This window comes from Roseiarcus sp., assembly GCF_052145395.1.
Lineage (GTDB): Bacteria > Pseudomonadota > Alphaproteobacteria > Rhizobiales > Beijerinckiaceae > Roseiarcus.
Map to the genome: position 1 here is coordinate 1 of NZ_JBKQOT010000492.1, position 15,673 is coordinate 15,673.

The window sequence follows — 15,673 nt, forward strand, 5'->3', positions numbered from 1 at the left end:
GAGCCGAAGGACGCAGCGCCGACGGACCGCTGTCGACGTTTAGCGGACGTAGCTGACAGCGGCCCTGGACGCCTCAATTGGGCGGAGAGCGCCCCTACAACGGCCGCCTCGGGAACGACCGGAGTCCGCGATATAGCCATCATCGCGGCCAGGCTACTGGCTGGCCTTATCCCATCGGCTTCCTGCGTGACTACCGAGCGCTGCGACTTCGCTTGCTCGCAGTAATCGGTGTCTTTCCTTGCCAACGCGTCCGCGCAACTGTGAGTTGTCGGCGCATGGCGAGTTGTGTGACAGCAATCACAGTTAATCTTTTCGGTTCGTGCGAATAGCGTCAACTCAAGTCTTGCATCAGGGAGGCGGTTCGCGCGCGCGCTGTAATTTGTGAGGTCGTCAGGCCTTGCTCATCGACACGGAACGTATGTGTCTTCGACAGCGCGCCGCTCTGAGAGGCGAGGAGCGATACCGATGGCCGAATACGGTGTTGGCGCAAATCTTCCAAAGCCCAGCGTCTTCATCTCCTACAGTCGCGAAAACCTAGACTTCGCTGATCAGCTGGATACGGCGCTGCTTGCGTGCGGGTTTACCTGCCTCCGCGATCAGCGCGCGATTTCGCCCGGCGAGGATTGGAGAATACGCCTTGCTGCAATGATTCGAGTTTCCGACAGTGTCGTTTTCGTGCTGACCGCGGCATCGGCGCGTTCGCTCGAGTGCCTGCGCGAGTATGAGCAAGCCAAGGAACTGAAGAAGCGGATCCTTCCTGTCGTCCCCGTCGGCTCGCGCGAGCTTGTCGGCGTCAAGCCGCCCGAGGGTCTCGACACGATCAACTACGTCTTTTTCCATGACGAGCCAGCACAAGAGCAGTCCGGGTGGGGCAAAGGCCTCAAGAGGCTGGTCGACGCTCTAAACACGGATCTTGACTGGCTGCACGAGCACACGCGCTACCTTCAGAGAGCAACCGAGTGGGAGCGGAGCGCACGGAAGAAGAACAAGTTGCTGTCTGACGACGACGTCGCCGCGGCGAAGGATTGGGCCGTCCAGCAGCCACGCAACGCGCCCGGTCTCACGGACTTGCAGCGCGAATTCATCCAGGCGAGCGACGAAGAGGACAAGGCGAAAAAGAACGCCGAGCGCCAACAAATCAAAGAGCGCGAGGAGATGGTGGGCGAGAAGGAGGCGGCGGTTAAGCAGAAGGAAGAAGCGGTTAAGCAGAAAGAGGAAGAGGTCAAGAAACGCGCGAAGATGGAGCGGGTGAGGACCGTTATAGCTGTCGTGTTGTGTTTTGCTCTCGTGGCCACGATTGGCTTCGCGTATTTCTTCTACAAGACCCTGGGACACGCCCAAGATATCATCGGCCAAGTTCGTTTTAAGATGGACGAACAAGCGCAAGCCAGCGCTCTAGGAATGTTCAGTGAGGCCGAGTATTTCAACGTCGCATCCATGCGCTGGGTCGGGGTCGGCTATCGCAACGGCTGGGGGATCAGTCGCAATTACTCCGAGGCGGTCCGGGCTTTCCGATGGGCCGCCTTTCTGGGCGATACAGAAGCCATGGACAATCTCGGCTCGATCTACGAAAGCGGAGAAGGTAAAGAACAGGGCATCGCGCAGGATTATCTTGAGGCGTATAACTGGTACAAGAAAGCCGCCGACAAGGGTGACCAGAACGCCATGAACAACCTGGGCAGGCTCTACTATGATGGCCACTATGACGGCCAAGAGGACGTGCAAGACCGCCAAAAGGCGAGCGAATGGTTCAGAAAGGCCGCCAGCGTCCCTGAACACGAGACCTGCACGTCACTTGCGGAACCGACTCGAAGCAGCGCCCATTCCGGTCCGGTTCCCGACGCCTTGTATAATCTTGGCCGACTCTACGATGACCGCGAGAGGAACGGGAACGCCGCAAACGCCGCCGAGGCGCGCTGCTGGTACGAAAAGGCCGCCATCGCCGGGCACACGGCCGCTATGCTCAAGCTCGGCTCCATTTACGAGGCTGGACGCGGGGTCGAACAGAACGTCGCCGAGGCGATCAAATGGTATGAAAAAGCCGCCAAGAATAAAGACGCGGAGGGCATGTTCAACCTCGCTGCGCTTTCTGAAGCGGGGCGCGGAATCGCGCCTGACAGAGGGAGGGCATTGATTTGGTATGCGCGGGCGGCTGGAGACGACATGAAAGCGGAGTTCGACCCATATCGCGTCGGCTCGACCCTCAAAGTCGGCGCTTTCTTCGAGAATGGCTTCTGCGCGCCGCCGGATCCCGCTGAAGCGCGCGCTTGGCGCGAGAGGGCCGGCCAAATGGGCGACGAGGGCGTGAGGGCGCATCTGCGCTCGCCTTCAAAGGAGACAGTGGCTGGTGACCTAAAGTAAAGAGGTAGTCGGGCTTTGGCGCGGGGTCCGCGTGACGCTCGTCGACCGCGGACAACTGAGCTGGAAGGTTGGGGAGCGCGAAAAAAACCGCCGATCTTCTCAAGGTCCGCTTCGGTTACGTCCGGCAAAGGGTCGACGTCGATATCGTGCGCGCGGAAGGTCGCTTCGTATTGGCCGAGGCCGATCCCCTTCAGCCACTCGCCAACGTCCATGGCCGCGCTCCACATGGCTTGTCAGTTGTCCAGCAGCGGGGCTACGCCTGCCTCGCAAAGGGGCGATGAGCGAACGGCGGTTCCTAGCGCAACCGACGCCTTAGCCCAAAGACCGCTTCCTCGCGCTTACCGCCCGTTCGTGGGAACGATCTTCAAGGCCCGCTCAGGGTCGATTTGACCCGTTCGCCACACCGTCGGGGAGCGTCCGGTATTTGCGCAATCTCCCCATTGGCCAACAGACCACCAGTGACCGGAATTCGCCTCCCTTGCGACATGACTGTGCGAGCGCCTTGGGCGCCTTGCAGCGGCCCACTGTCTTCGCTCTCCGGCGGAAAGCTTGTGATCCCCGCCGCCCGGGGCTATTGGCGGGGCGGAATCCCGGATTGAGAGAGACGCAACATTGAGCGCTGACGAACCGAAAGTCGACGAGGCGCTGGCGATCGCGCATGGGCTCAAGGCCGACGAGTATGCCGGCTTTGTCGCGCTGATCGGCCGCACGCCGACCTTCACCGAGCTCGGCATCGTCTCGGCGATGTGGAACGAGCACTGCTCCTACAAATCCTCGCGCTTGCACCTCAGGGGCCTGCCGACCAAAGCGCCGTGGGTGATCCAGGGGCCGGGCGAGAACGCGGGCGTGATCGACATCGGCGACGGCGAGGCCTGCGTCTTCAAGATGGAATCGCACAACCACCCCTCCTACATCGAGCCCTATCAGGGCGCCGCCACCGGAGTCGGCGGCATCTTGCGCGACGTCTTCACCATGGGCGCGCGCCCTGTCGCCAGCCTCAACTTCCTGCGCTTCGGCGCGCCCGAGCATCCCAAGACCCGGCATCTCGTTGCGGGCGTGGTGGCCGGCATCGGCGGCTACGGCAACTCCTTCGGCGTGCCGACGGTCGGCGGGTCGGTCGGCTTCGACAGCCGCTACGACGGCAACATTCTGGTCAACGCCATGGCGGTCGGCGTGGCGCGGGTTGATGGGCTTTTCTATTCCGCCGCGACGGGCGTCGGGAACCCGATCGTCTATCTCGGCTCGAAGACGGGCCGGGACGGCATCCACGGCGCGACCATGGCCTCGGCCGCCTTCGAGGCGGATGCCGAGGAGAAGCGACCGACCGTGCAGGTCGGGGATCCTTTCGCCGAAAAGCTCCTGCTCGAGGCCTGCCTCGAGCTCATGGCGTCGGGCGCCGTCGTCGCGATCCAGGACATGGGCGCCGCGGGCCTGACCTCGTCGGCGGTCGAGATGGGGGCGAAGGGCAACCTCGGGGTCGAACTCGACCTTGACAAGGTCCCCTGCCGCGAGACCGGCATGACCGCCTACGAGATGATGCTCTCCGAAAGCCAGGAGCGCATGCTGATGGTGCTGAAGCCCGAGCTCGAAGCACAGGCCCAGGACATCTTCCGCAAATGGGGGCTCGACTTCGCCGTCATCGGCAAGACCACCGACACCAAGCGCTTCGTCATCAAGCATGGGGGGCGGGTCAAGGCCGACCTGCCGATCAAGGAGCTCGGCGACGAGGCGCCGCTCTACGACCGGCCATGGGCCCCGACGACGCCTTCGCCCGTGATCGACTCCGCCGCGGTCGTGGCCCCGCTCGCGACCGACGCGGCGCTGATCAAGCTCCTCGGCTCGCCGAACCTCTGCTCCAAGCGGTGGATCACGGAGCAGTACGATTCGCTCATCCTCGGCAACACGGTGCAGGGGCCGGACGGCGGCGCGGCGGTCATCCGGCTCGGCGACGGGCCGAAGGGGCTGGCGCTCACGACCGACTGCACCGAGCGCTATTGCGAGGCGGACCCACGCGAGGGAGCCAAGCAGGCGGTGGCGGAGGCGTGGCGCAACCTCGTCGCCGTTGGCGCCAAGCCGCTGGCGCTGACCGACAATCTCAACTTCGGCAACCCGGAGAAGCCGCACGCGATGGGGCAGCTTGTCGGCTGCATCACCGGCATCGCCGACGCGGCCAAGGCGCTCGAATTCCCGATCGTGTCGGGCAACGTGTCGCTCTACAACGAGACGATGGGCGCGGGCATTCCGCCGACCCCGGCGATCGGGGGGGTCGGCCTTATCTCCGACGTGACGAAGACCGCCTCGCCCTCGTTCAAGGGCGCGGGCCACGACATTCTCTTGATCGGCGGCGCTCCCGGGTGGCTCGGCCGCTCCGCGTGGCTCGCGGTCGCGGCCGGCCGCGACGAGGGCGCGCCGCCGCCGGTCGACCTCGCCGACGAGCGGCGGAACGGCGAATTCGTCGCGGGCCTGATCGCGGCCGGACGCGTGACCGGCGTCCAGGACCTGTCGGACGGCGGCCTCGCCGTGGCGCTCGCGGAGATGGTGATCGCGGGCGGCGTCGGGGCGACGGTTGCGCTCGACGGGCCGGAGCACGCCGTGTTTTTCGGCGAGGACCAGGGCCGCTACGTCGCGACCACGGCGCCGGAGACGACGGGCGCCGTGATCGGGGAGGCGGAGCGCGCCGGAGTCCCGGTCCTTCGCATTGGCGTGACCGGCGGCGACGCGTTGAAACTCGGCGGCTCGGCGCCGATCCCACTTGCCGCGCTCCTCAAGACCTACGAAAGTTGGCTCCCGGAGATGATGGCGCCTTCGAAGGGAGAAGGGGCATGATTCCGTTCCTGGTGGTCAAGACCCGCAGCGGCTTCTCGTACATCCGCCCGGACCACGTCCTTGCCGTCAATTCGAGCGAGCCGGGCGAATGCATGATCTTGTTGACGCACGGCGTCACCATCGCGGCCGCCGAGCCCGCCGAAGACGTCGTCGCCCGGCTCGAGGCCGAGGCGCGCGAGGCGGAAGAAGCGCTGCAGATCAAGGAGAATCGCAATCATGGCCATGTCCCGCGTTGAGATTGAGACGATGATAAGGGCAGCGTTCCCCGACGCGCGCGTCGAGGTGAAGGACCTCGCCGGCGACGGCGAGCACTACGCCGCGAGCGTCGTCTCGGCCGCCTTCAAGGGCGTGAGCAAGGTGAAGCAGCACCAGATGGTCTACGCCGCCCTCAAGGGCAAGATGGGCGGAGACCTGCACGCGCTGGCGCTGACGACAGCGGAGAGCTGACGGTGCCGGACGGCCAAGCCGTCCGGCGAGGCGGTTTTGGCCCCAGTGAGGCGCTCACGGCCGCGCCTTTTTCCTAAACGTGCGGAACGTCAGCGAGTAGCGGAGCTTCTCGACGGGCGGGATGCTGTGCTCCCACGCCGTCCGGGCCGGACCCCGCAAGAGGTAGACCGAGCCCGGCTCGAGCATGAGCGAGGCTCGCGCCCATGCGCCGCCCGATTTTCTGCGGAAGCGGAACGTGCAGGAGGCGAGGAGCGAAACGCCGATCACGTCGGCGAAGATCGGGCGGTCAATGTGCCAGCCGATCGGCGCGCCGGGGTGATATTCCGTCACCAGAAGCTGCTCGAGGGCGTGCGCATGAAGTTCGGCGAAGCGCGCGGCCTTTGCGCCCGCGGCATGGAGGAAATCCGGGATGGGCGGCGCCTCGCGGAGCTTCGCCTCCTTGAAATCGTAGCGCCAGCCGAAAGACACCACCCGCCGCTTGCCTTCAAAACCATGGAATTCGAAGGGCTTGAACGGCAACCCTTTAATGGCGGTCACAAGCGCGCGCTCTTCCTCGCGATCGAGGAAATCGGGCTCGTAACAGAAACCCTCCGGCAGGGCGGGCGGCTCGATGTCGATGAGGCTCGGTTGGTCGGTCATGGCGTCTCGACGACCCCGCATGTGGCGCCTTCGCGCCGGCTTTCAATGTCCCCATGAGAATTGCGCCGGGTTGGCGCAAACGCGGCCCGAAGCGGGCTTGAATCCGGGCGACAAGCCGACGATATCGGGGCCGGCCGCTGCGACTGCCGGCCGGCCCAATTCCTTCAGTCCTAAAGCGAGGTTGAAACTTGACCGCCGACGCCAAGACCCCGATCAACGAGGCTGCGACGACGCAGAGCTTCGAAGCCGACGTTTCGCGCCTGCTGCACCTCATGGTTCACTCGGTCTATTCCGACCGGGAGATTTTTGTCCGCGAGCTCGTCTCCAACGCCGCCGACGCCTGCGAGAAGCTGCGCTACGAGGCGCTGGCGAAGCCCGAGCTGATCGCCGACGGCGCGCCCTTCGCGATTACGGTCGCGCTCGACAAGGACGCAAAAACCCTCACCGTTTCCGATAACGGGGTCGGCATGACCCGCGAAGACCTGACCGCGGGCCTGGGCACCATCGCCCGCTCCGGCACCAAGGCCTTCCTCGACAAGCTCGCGGCGGAAGACGCCAAGAGCGAGGCGCAGGCCCTCATCGGCCAGTTCGGCATCGGCTTCTATTCGGCCTTCATGGTCGCCGACGAGGTCGTGGTCGAGACGCGCCGGGCGGGCCTTGGCGAAGCCTGGCGCTGGTCGTCGGACGGCAAGGGTTCGTTCACAATCGCCCCGCTCGCGCTCGCGCTCGCGCTCGACGAGGCGCCGGCGCGCGGCACGCGGGTCGTCCTGCATCTCAACGCCGAGTCGCAGGAGTTCCTCGATACGTGGCGGGTCGAGCGAATCATCCGCGAGCATTCCGGCGCGGTCGCCGTTCCGGTCGATTTTGTCGGCAAGCCGGGCGAGGAGCCGAAGCGGGTCGCCGACGGCTCGGCGATCTGGGCGAAGCCCAAGTCCGACGTCAAGCCCGAGGACTACGTCGAGTTCTACCGCGGCCTCGCAGGCCAGTTCGACGAGCCGGCTCTGACGCTTCACTGGCGCGCCGAGGGGCGGCACGAATATACCGTGCTCGCCTTCATTCCCGGCTCGCGGCCGTTCGACCTGTTCGATCCGTCGCGCAAAGGGCGCAACAAGCTCTATGTCCGCCGCGTGCTGATCACCGAAGACGCCGACATCCTGCCCGGCTGGCTGCGCTTCGTCCGCCTCGTCGTCGACAGCGCCGACCTGCCGCTCAATGTCTCGCGCGAGCTGATCCAGAAGAGCGAGGTCTTCGCCGCGATCCGCAAGGGCGTGACCAACCGCGTGGTGCAAGAACTCGGCAAGCTCGCCGAGAGCGAGCCGGAAAAATTCGCCAAGGTCTGGGAGCACTTCGGCGCCGTCCTCAAGGAGGGCCTGTACGAGGACCCGGAGCGGCGCGACGGCCTGTTCAAGATCGCCCGCTTTGCGACGACGAGCCATCCCGACGGCGGCCGCACGCTCGCCGATTACGTCGCGGGCCTTCGCGAGAACCAGACCGCGATCTATTACCTCACCGGCGACGATGGGAAGCGTCTCGCCGCGAGCCCGCAACTCGAAGGGTTTCGCGCACGCGGCGTGGAAGTTTTGCTGCTCTCCGATCCGGTCGACGCCTTCTGGGTCTCGACCGCCGCGGGCTTCGACGGCAAGCCGTTCAAGTCGGTGAGCCAGGGCGCGACCGACATCAAGGCGATCGCGCTCGTCGAGGGCGCGACGGCGCCGGCCGAAGCCTCGGGCGACGTCGCGACCCTCATCGCCTTCATCAAGCAGTCGCTCGAGAACGAGGTCGCCGAGGTGCGCGCCTCCGATCGCCTCACCGACAGCGTCGCCTGCCTCATCGCCCCCGACTTCGGCCCCGATCGGCAGCTGGAAAAGATGCTGGCTGCGCACGGGCGCCTCAGCGAACGCGCAAAGCCCATCCTGGAGGTGAACCCGACCCATCCGCTGACCCTCTCGCTCGCCGGCCGGCTGAAGGACGGCAAGGACAAGCCGCTGATCGAGGATTCGGCGCACCTCATCCTCGACGAGGCGCGCATGCTCGAGGGCGGCCAGGTCGAAGACCCGCCGGCCTTCGCGGCGCGCTTGAGGCGCGTGCTGGAAAAGGCGCTCGGGTGAGTTGATTGAGGACGACCCCGCAGGGCCGGGTGAACGACCCGGCCCTCGCGAGTCTCTCGCTCTGGCCATCTGTTGCCAACGAACTTGCCAACCAAGAGGATTCTCCATGGCGGACGCCGCATCGCTTCAAGACCTCGACCAGCGGATCGCCGCGATCCGCGGCAACATCAGGGCGCTCACCGAGCAGGCCGCCGCATTATCTGGGGCCGGAGACGAGGGCCGCGCTGCGGACCGCATCGCGGAGCAGGAGGAGGCGCTCGCCGCGCTCCTGAAGGAGCGTGAGGCGCTCGGCGGATAGCGCCCGTTCGGCGGCTCGAACCATTGCGCGCTCGCAGAGCCCTTCTGGTCGGCCCGAGCCGTTGCCGCCCGCTGGTCTCGCGTGATAGGTTGGTGGTTGACGGCCTGAAGCCAGTCGGTCCATGACGCCCCCTGACGCTTTCTCCACCTGTAAGCTTGTGCTCAAGCAGATCAGTCTGGACGATCTGGCTGACGACGGTCGGGCGGCGATGGCCGCGTCGGGTTTTACCGGGGCGCCGAGCGAGGACCACGTCCGTCGCGGGGCCGCCTTGTGGGACAAACGCTTTGGCCGCCTTGGCGTCGCCCGCGACGCGGACACCTCCGTACCAAGGCGGTTCGCCGGCGACCTGACCCTCGGCCGCGGCAGATACTTCACCCTTTGCAAGACTGCGGACGGGAATGATGAGGGCGTTCTCGTCCGGGAATTGTCGACCTATCACAATCCGCTAGAGGCTGGCCTCGTCACGATCATCGATCCCACGCTGCCCGAGCATCGCGGCAGTATTCCGCTTGCTCTGCGGGCCGTACCGCTCCGCGATCTGCTGCTCCTGTGCCCGCCGATCGGCGACAGGCCCCATCCTTTCGCGGCCAGATTCTCAGTCGAGGCAAAGCCCCTCTATGTCGTCTTGCCGATGCGAATCGTCGAACTGGAGATCGACCGGGTCGTCGATCTTCGGACGCCGCGGACCGCGGACTGGTTTGCCTCCGCCCTGTCATCGCTGGATTGGCGAGACTTTCTGCCTGACCCAACCTCGCCTAACGCACTCGAAAATTCCAGACAGGGGTTCCACGTTTCTGGATATCGCCCGGATGGCTACGACCCCGACAAAACGCCCACGCGAACCGGTTTCGCCGCGTTCCCATTCAAGCCGACGGTTGAATCTTTAGGGAACCTTCTCCCGTCCTTGCTATGCCCGTCGATCGGCGGAGGCCGCGGCGCCGCGGAGATTGTTGGCCTGTGGCTCCGAAAGCTGGGTGCAAACGGCGTGATCTTCCCGTCCGCCCGATCCGACAGCCGAGTAGTCGTCCGGAACGGCGAATTGGTCGATTGGTCCGGATTTAACTTTGTCGATTACAGAGACGCGCCAGCGCCTGGATATCTCGGAGCAATTGATTTCAGCGTCGGTTGGCCGAACAAGATCCAGACATGGCCTGACGATTGGACCGAGGGAGAGCAGCCGGTCGTGTACGACACTGTTGCCATCGATTTCACCAGCGCGGGAGACGAAAAAGGCTCCTGGGCGGACGCGCATAGCCGCGCCTTACTGGTTTGTCTCGCTCGCCTGGCTTCTCGACAATCTGTTCGGACGCGATAATCCAGACGCGCGGAACGCCCTCGAATTCATTTACGCTGAGCTTCAGGGCAGCTGGCGCCCCGAATTGTCGCGAGATTTTGTAAACGCCTTGATGGGTGTGTCGGCCGCCAGCGAACGCATTCGACGCTTCGCCGACAGGCTGGGCTACCATAACCAGCCCGAGGTTCGCCTCAGTTTGCTGAACCTTTTGAACCGAACGAAATCATAGCGGCCGGCAAACGTCGGCGCTGCGAAGCCCTTGCCCGCGCGCTCCGCCTTTGCCAAAAGGGTCGCCTTTCCCCGGAGGCGCGATCCGTGACCGTCGCCATCAATCCCGCATTCGCGCGCATGGGCGACGAAAACGCCTTCGCCGTGCTCGCGAAGGCTGCGGAGCTGCAGCGGCAGGGCCGGGACATCATCAATCTCGGCATCGGGCAGCCGGACTTCAAAACTCCGCCGCATATCGTCGAGGCCGCCGTCAAGGCGCTCCGCGACGGCGAGCACGGCTACACCGACGCGACCGGGATCGCGACTTTGCGCGAGGCGGTGTCGGAAGACCTCGCCCGCCGGCTCGGCGTCGAGGTCTCGCCGGACCTCGTGCTGATCACCCCGGGCGGCAAGGTCGCCATGTATATGGCGATCCTGATGTTCGGCGCCGAGGGAACGGAGATCGTCTATCCCGACCCGGGCTTCCCGATCTACCGTTCGATGATCGAGTTTACCGGCGCGACCCCCGTGCCGGTCCCGATGCGCGAGGAAAACGGCTTCGCCTTCTCGGCCGAGGAGACGCTGAGCCTTCTCACGCCAAAGACCCGGCTTCTCATTCTCAATTCGCCCGCAAATCCGACCGGAGGGGTGACGCCGCGAGAGGAGATCGACCGGCTCGTGGCCGGCCTCGCGGCTCATCCGAACATCGCCATCCTCTCGGACGAGATCTACGGCCAGCTCACCTATGATCGCGCCGCCCACCGCTCGCTCATGGCCTATCCCGAGCTCCGCGAGCGCCTGATCCTGCTCGACGGCTGGTCCAAGACCTACGCGATGACCGGCTGGCGGCTGGGCTTCTCGGTGTGGCCGAAGCCGTGGCGCGAGGTCGCGCGCAAGCTCGCGGTCAATTCCTATTCCTGCGTCAACTCTGCGGCGCAATTTGCGGGGATTGCGGCGCTTGGAGGTCCGCAGGATTCGGTCGAGGCGATGCGGGCGGAGTTCGACCGCAGGCGCCGGGCGGTCGTCGAGGGCCTGAATCGCCTTCCCGGCGTCAGCGCCGTCACGCCGAAGGGCGCTTTTTACGCCTTTCCCAATATCGGCCGCACCGGCTGGAAGGCGAAGCCGTTGGCGTCCGCCTTGCTGGAGGAGGCGGGCGTGGCGACGATCGGCGGCCCAGATTTCGGCGTTTACGGCGAAGGCTATCTGCGCCTCTCCTACGCCAATTCGCTGGAGGCTATCGAACGCGCGCTCATACGAATGGCCGACTTCCTCGGCCGCCCTGCTTCGGCCAATGCGAGCGGATAAAGATCGTTTAGGGGACTATTGGATTATGCGTTTTGCTCTTCTTGCGGCCGTCTTGACTGTGCTTGGCGCCGCCGCGACGCCCGCGGCCGCTGACGCGCCGCGGCCTTCACAGGCGGCCTGCGACACGGCCAAGCTCGGCGCGCGCGACCTCGCCGACTGCCTGCGCGCCGCCGCCGACAAGGCCGATCGCGATCTTCACGCGGCGGTGGATGCGGCGCTGAAGGCGATCGACACGCGCCAGGGACTGATGTCGTCGCAGAAGGCGCGCTGGCGCCGCTCGCTCAGCGAGTCGCAATCGCTGTGGGTCGGCTGGCGCGATTCGGAATGCCAGGACGTCGCGCCGTTCGAAGCCGGCATGACGGCGAAGGGGGGTGATCCGAGGCTCGGATGCATCATCGACGCCGACGCGGCGCGGATCGACAGCCTCAAGGCGCGCTATCCATGAGCGCGTTGCGGAAAGGACACTCATGAGGGCGCTCGAAGGGCTTGGCTACGCGTTCGATCCGCTCGACCGCGCATCCACCATGCGCGAGGACCCCGCAGCCGTCGCGGCCCTGCGCGCGCGGGACGACGCGAAGGTCGTCGTGGTCGCCCGCGACATGCCGGTCCTCAGCAAGACCGCGGCGGGCCTCGAGCCGCTCATGCCGCTCGCCGAGGCGGCGAAACTCGGGGGCGTCCGCGTGGAAGCGCTGCTCGGGCTCCTGCCGGGCGGCGCGCCCGTCTTCGCCGCGCTGCTCGACGACGAGGCGGTTGTCGAGCAGTCGGACTCAAGCGACGGATTCCTCGACCGACGCGTTCTGGTCCTGCCCGGCCGGGACGATCTCAAGATGGTCGATCTGCGCTCGATCGCGGCCGGCGGTCTGGTTCCTGCGCCGGAAGCCAGCATCCTCGCCGCGGCCAAGGCGCTGCTCGCCTGGCACGCGCGGCGGAGCTTCTGCTCGAATTGCGGCGCCCGAACGCAGGTCGGCGCGGGCGGCTGGCGACGCGAATGCCCGAACTGCGGCATGAATCACTTTCCCCGCACCGATCCGGTCGTGATCATGCTGGCGGTCGACGGCGATTCCTGTCTGCTCGGGCGCCAGCCGCGGTTCCCCAGGGGCATGTACTCGGCGCTCGCCGGCTATCTTGAGCCGGGCGAGACGATCGAGCAGGCCGTTCGGCGCGAAATCATGGAGGAGGCCGGGATCGTCTGCGGCGACGTGCGCTATTTCGCCTCGCAGCCGTGGCCGTTCCCGTCGTCGCTGATGATCGGCTGCTTCGCCGAGGCCGAGAGCCGGACGGTCACTGTCGATAAGGTCGAACTCGAGGACGCCCGCTGGTTCTCGCGCGACGAGGTCCGCGCGATGCTGGAAAAGCGCCACCCGGACCGGCTTTCGGCGCCGATCCCAATGGCGATCGCGCACCACTTGGTCAAAGCCTGGGCTGCCGGCGACGACGCCTGACGCGGCCAAGCGGGTTGCGACGGCTGCCTCGCCCCCCTATGCTGCCGCGCGCATTTTCTCCAATAGAGCAAAGGAATAAGGTTCCATGGCCTTCCTGTCGGACGCCCTCAGCCGCGTCAAGCCCTCCGCGACCATGGTGGTCACGCAGAAGGCGCGCGACCTGAAAGCCACGGGCCGCGACGTGATCTCGCTTTCGGTCGGCGAGCCGGATTTCGACACGCCGGACAACATCAAGGAGGCGGCGATCGCCGCCATCAAGCGCGGCGAGACCAAGTATCCGCCAGTGCTCGGCATCCCACCCTTGCGCGAGGCGATTGCGCAGAAATTCAAGCGCGAAAACGGGCTCGACTATAAAGCGTCCGACGTGATCGTCGGCACGGGCGGCAAGCAAATCCTCTACAACGCCTTCCTCGTCACGATGAACAAGGGGGACGAGGTCGTCATCCCGGCGCCCTTCTGGGTGAGCTATCCGGACATGGTGCTCCTCAACGGCGGCGAGCCGGTGATCGTGCCGACCCGGCTCGAGGACGGCTACAAGCTGAAGCCCGAGGCGCTCGAGAAGGCGATCACGCCGCGCACCAAGTGGCTCATCCTCAACTCGCCGTCGAACCCGTCGGGCGCCGCCTACCCCCGCGACGAACTCAAGGCCCTGACCGACGTGCTGGTCCGCCATCCGCACGTCTGGGTGCTGTCGGACGACATGTACGAGCACCTCGTCTACGGCGACTTCGTCTTTACGACGCCAGTGCAGATTGAGCCGAGCCTGCAGCCACGCGCGCTGACCATGAACGGCGTGTCGAAGGCCTACGCGATGACCGGATGGCGCATCGGCTACGCCGCCGGCCCGGCGGAGCTGATCAAGGCAATGGACATGGTCCAGGGCCAGCAGACCTCCGGCGCATGCACGATCGCGCAGTGGGCGTCGGTCGAGGCGCTGACCGGCCCGCAGGACTTCATCCCCGTCCGGCGACGAGCGTTCGAGGAGCGGCGCGACCTTGTCGTCTCGATGCTGAACCAGGCGAAGTACATCACATGCCCGAAGCCGGAGGGCGCGTTCTACGTCTATCCGTCGGTCGCCGAAGCGATCGGCAAGACGGCGCCGTCGGGCCATGTGATCGGAACGGACGAGGACTTCGTCACCGAGCTTCTCGAGGAGACGGGCGTCGCGGTGGTGCACGGTTCGGCCTTCGGCGCCGGCCCGAACTTCCGCGTCTCCTACGCGACCTCGCTCAGCCAGCTCGAGAACGCCTGCAAGAAGATCCAGAAGCTTACCGCCGAGCTGAGGTGAGGGTGTAGGGGCGCTCTGCGTGCCTGGCGCGGACATCGACCGCGCCCTACAGATCCCCCCCTCGCTCACCCCGCCGCAAGCTGCTTCTCGATTGCGCCCAGCACCTGATAGCAGGGCAGCACCTGCTCAACGCTGGCGTTGGGCTCGCGGCCTTCGCGGATGGCGGCGAAGAATTCGCGGTCCTGCAGCTCGATGCCGTTCATCGACACGTCGACCTTGCTCACATCGATCTTCTCGTCCTTGCCGGTGAAGAGGTCGTCGTAGCGGGCGATGTAGGTCGCGCTGTCGCCGATGTAGCGGAAGAAGGTGCCGAGCGGTCCGTCGTTGTTGAACGACAGCGACAGCGTGCAGATAGCGCCGTTCGCGCATTTCAGCTGGATGCTCATGTCCATGGCGATGCCGAGGTTCGCATGGATCGGCCCTTGAACCGCGTTCGCCGTCACGATCGGCGAGCGGGCCTGATAGGCGAAGAGGTCGACCGTGTGGGCCGCATGGTGCCAGAGCAGGTGGTCTGTCCACGAGCGCGGCTCACCGAGCGCGTTCATGTTGGTGCGGCGGAAGAAGTAGGTCTGCACGTCCATCTGCTGGATATGGAACGCGTCGGCCAGAATACGCTTGTGCACGAACTGGTGGCTCGGATTGAACCGCCGGGTATGGCCGGCCATGGCCACAAGACCCGTTGTCTTCTGCATCGCCACGACCGCCTCGGCGTCCTTGAGGCTGTCGGCGAGGGGGATCTCGACCTGGACGTGCTTGCCGGCCTCGAGGCACTGGATCGCCTGGGCGGCGTGCATCTGAGTCGGCGTCGCCAGGATCACGGCGTCGAGGCCGGGGACCTTCAGCGTCTCGGAAAGCTCCGTCGTCGCGTGGCCGACGCCGTACTTCTTGGCCGCCTCGTGGGTCTTGTCGAGCTCGCGCCCGACCAGCGAAATCACCTCCACCCCGTCGATCAGCTTGATGCCGTCGAGATGCTTGAGGCCGAAGGCGCCGGCCCCCGCGAGCGCAACTTTGATCGACGATGTCATCATTTACTCCTGGATATCTATAGGAACCAGGCTGCCCCAAACGTTCACCACGAAGGGCGCCAAGGACCACAAAGAGCCCTTGTGTCCTTCGTGTGCGTGGTGGTGAACTGCATCACTGAAACAGGGTGCGTAAATCCGGTTAGGCGGCGTTTTCCAGAATGAGATGGCCGACGGCGGTGTTCGACGCCGGCACGTGATAGAAGCGGTGCGCAACCTTGGGCGGTGGTCCGCCGGCGACGTCGGCCATCGCGCCGCGCGCGATGAGCCACATCACAAGCTCGATGCCTTCCGAGCCCGCCTCACGGACGTATTCGATGTTCGGCATCCGGGCGAGTCCCTTGGGGTCGGCGATCAGCCGGTCGAGGAACGCGTTGTCCCACTCCTTGTTGATCAGGCCGGCGCGGGGACCCTGAAGCTGATGGCTCATGCCGCC

13 protein-coding genes and 2 pseudogenes are annotated in these 15,673 nt (G+C 65.6%); 11 read left to right on the top strand and 4 right to left on the bottom strand.

Going from position 1 to position 15,673, the window contains the following annotated elements; translation table 11 throughout:
- The first annotated feature begins 465 nt into the window (after positions 1 to 465).
- Positions 466 to 2,361: a TIR domain-containing protein gene (locus tag ACLP25_RS16765; protein ID WP_442470320.1), complete on the top strand. Its 1,896-nt coding sequence runs from the start codon at positions 466 to 468 to the stop codon at positions 2,359 to 2,361.
- A 101-nt stretch (positions 2,362 to 2,462) separates the two neighbouring features.
- Here the strand turns inward: ACLP25_RS16765 and ACLP25_RS16770 are convergent.
- Positions 2,463 to 2,588: pseudogene (locus ACLP25_RS16770) on the bottom strand (SAM domain-containing protein); the annotation flags it as partial.
- Between the two features lie 385 nt (positions 2,589 to 2,973).
- On the opposite strand from ACLP25_RS16770, the gene purL reads away from it, so the two are divergent.
- The 3 genes from purL to ACLP25_RS16785 are packed head-to-tail and all read left to right on the top strand — an operon-like array spanning position 2,974 to position 5,634.
- Positions 2,974 to 5,187 (top strand): phosphoribosylformylglycinamidine synthase subunit PurL, encoded by a 2,214-nt coding sequence (gene purL / locus ACLP25_RS16775; RefSeq protein ID WP_442470321.1) that lies wholly within the window; start codon positions 2,974 to 2,976, stop codon positions 5,185 to 5,187.
- Entirely contained in the window at positions 5,184 to 5,423 is a 240-nt protein-coding gene (locus ACLP25_RS16780) for a hypothetical protein (RefSeq protein ID WP_442470322.1), read from the top strand. Before purL ends, ACLP25_RS16780 begins: the two co-directional genes overlap by 4 nt.
- Entirely contained in the window at positions 5,404 to 5,634 is a 231-nt protein-coding gene (locus ACLP25_RS16785; protein ID WP_442470323.1) for a BolA/IbaG family iron-sulfur metabolism protein, read from the top strand. Before ACLP25_RS16780 ends, ACLP25_RS16785 begins: the two co-directional genes overlap by 20 nt.
- Before the next feature lie 54 nt (positions 5,635 to 5,688).
- On the opposite strand, the gene ACLP25_RS16790 is transcribed toward ACLP25_RS16785, so the two are convergent.
- A complete protein-coding gene (locus ACLP25_RS16790) occupies positions 5,689 to 6,273 on the bottom strand; it encodes an alpha-ketoglutarate-dependent dioxygenase AlkB (RefSeq protein WP_442470324.1) in 585 nt (194 codons plus the stop codon).
- Between the two features lie 188 nt (positions 6,274 to 6,461).
- On the opposite strand from ACLP25_RS16790, the gene htpG reads away from it, so the two are divergent.
- The 7 genes from htpG to ACLP25_RS16825 all read left to right on the top strand — a co-directional run bounded on the left by htpG (position 6,462) and on the right by ACLP25_RS16825 (position 14,215).
- Positions 6,462 to 8,381, top strand: a complete 1,920-nt coding sequence (gene htpG / locus ACLP25_RS16795; protein WP_442470325.1) for a molecular chaperone HtpG — start codon at positions 6,462 to 6,464, stop codon at positions 8,379 to 8,381.
- A 106-nt stretch (positions 8,382 to 8,487) separates the two neighbouring features.
- Positions 8,488 to 8,679: a hypothetical protein gene (locus ACLP25_RS16800; RefSeq protein ID WP_442470326.1), complete on the top strand. Its 192-nt coding sequence runs from the start codon at positions 8,488 to 8,490 to the stop codon at positions 8,677 to 8,679.
- 121 nt (positions 8,680 to 8,800) lie between these two features.
- Positions 8,801 to 9,994 (top strand): hypothetical protein, encoded by a 1,194-nt coding sequence (locus ACLP25_RS16805; RefSeq protein ID WP_442470327.1) that lies wholly within the window; start codon positions 8,801 to 8,803, stop codon positions 9,992 to 9,994.
- A gap of 327 nt (positions 9,995 to 10,321) precedes the next feature.
- On the top strand, positions 10,322 to 11,485 hold the full coding sequence (locus tag ACLP25_RS16810) for a pyridoxal phosphate-dependent aminotransferase (protein WP_442470332.1): 1,164 nt from the start codon (positions 10,322 to 10,324) through the stop codon (positions 11,483 to 11,485).
- Between the two features lie 25 nt (positions 11,486 to 11,510).
- Complete coding sequence (locus ACLP25_RS16815; protein ID WP_442470328.1) at positions 11,511 to 11,930, top strand: lysozyme inhibitor LprI family protein; 420 nt, start codon at positions 11,511 to 11,513, stop codon at positions 11,928 to 11,930.
- 22 nt (positions 11,931 to 11,952) lie between these two features.
- Complete coding sequence (gene nudC / locus ACLP25_RS16820) at positions 11,953 to 12,927, top strand: NAD(+) diphosphatase (RefSeq protein WP_442470329.1); 975 nt, start codon at positions 11,953 to 11,955, stop codon at positions 12,925 to 12,927.
- 85 nt (positions 12,928 to 13,012) lie between these two features.
- The gene (locus ACLP25_RS16825; protein ID WP_442470330.1) at positions 13,013 to 14,215 is read left to right on the top strand and encodes a pyridoxal phosphate-dependent aminotransferase; all 1,203 of its coding nucleotides are present in this window, start codon (positions 13,013 to 13,015) and stop codon (positions 14,213 to 14,215) included.
- A gap of 65 nt (positions 14,216 to 14,280) precedes the next feature.
- Here the strand turns inward: ACLP25_RS16825 and ACLP25_RS16830 are convergent, their stop codons facing one another.
- Both ACLP25_RS16830 and ACLP25_RS16835 read right to left on the bottom strand, forming a co-directional pair.
- Complete coding sequence (locus ACLP25_RS16830) at positions 14,281 to 15,240, bottom strand: Gfo/Idh/MocA family oxidoreductase (protein WP_442470331.1); 960 nt, start codon at positions 15,238 to 15,240, stop codon at positions 14,281 to 14,283.
- A 139-nt stretch (positions 15,241 to 15,379) separates the two neighbouring features.
- Positions 15,380 to 15,673 (bottom strand): annotated as a pseudogene (locus ACLP25_RS16835) (protocatechuate 3,4-dioxygenase); the annotation flags it as partial.

Coding starts and splice junctions, on each gene's coding strand:
- ACLP25_RS16805 (WP_442470327.1), top strand. CDS start 8,801: ATGACGCCCCCTGACGCTTTCTCCACCTGTAAGCTTGTGCTCAAGCAG.
- ACLP25_RS16815 (WP_442470328.1), top strand. CDS start 11,511: ATGCGTTTTGCTCTTCTTGCGGCCGTCTTGACTGTGCTTGGCGCCGCC.
- ACLP25_RS16785 (WP_442470323.1), top strand. CDS start 5,404: ATGGCCATGTCCCGCGTTGAGATTGAGACGATGATAAGGGCAGCGTTC.
- ACLP25_RS16765 (WP_442470320.1), top strand. CDS start 466: ATGGCCGAATACGGTGTTGGCGCAAATCTTCCAAAGCCCAGCGTCTTC.
- ACLP25_RS16830 (WP_442470331.1), bottom strand. CDS start 15,240: ATGACATCGTCGATCAAAGTTGCGCTCGCGGGGGCCGGCGCCTTCGGC.
- ACLP25_RS16790 (WP_442470324.1), bottom strand. CDS start 6,273: ATGACCGACCAACCGAGCCTCATCGACATCGAGCCGCCCGCCCTGCCG.
- ACLP25_RS16825 (WP_442470330.1), top strand. CDS start 13,013: ATGGCCTTCCTGTCGGACGCCCTCAGCCGCGTCAAGCCCTCCGCGACC.
- ACLP25_RS16810 (WP_442470332.1), top strand. CDS start 10,322: ATGGGCGACGAAAACGCCTTCGCCGTGCTCGCGAAGGCTGCGGAGCTG.
- ACLP25_RS16780 (WP_442470322.1), top strand. CDS start 5,184: ATGATTCCGTTCCTGGTGGTCAAGACCCGCAGCGGCTTCTCGTACATC.
- nudC (WP_442470329.1), top strand. CDS start 11,953: ATGAGGGCGCTCGAAGGGCTTGGCTACGCGTTCGATCCGCTCGACCGC.
- ACLP25_RS16800 (WP_442470326.1), top strand. CDS start 8,488: ATGGCGGACGCCGCATCGCTTCAAGACCTCGACCAGCGGATCGCCGCG.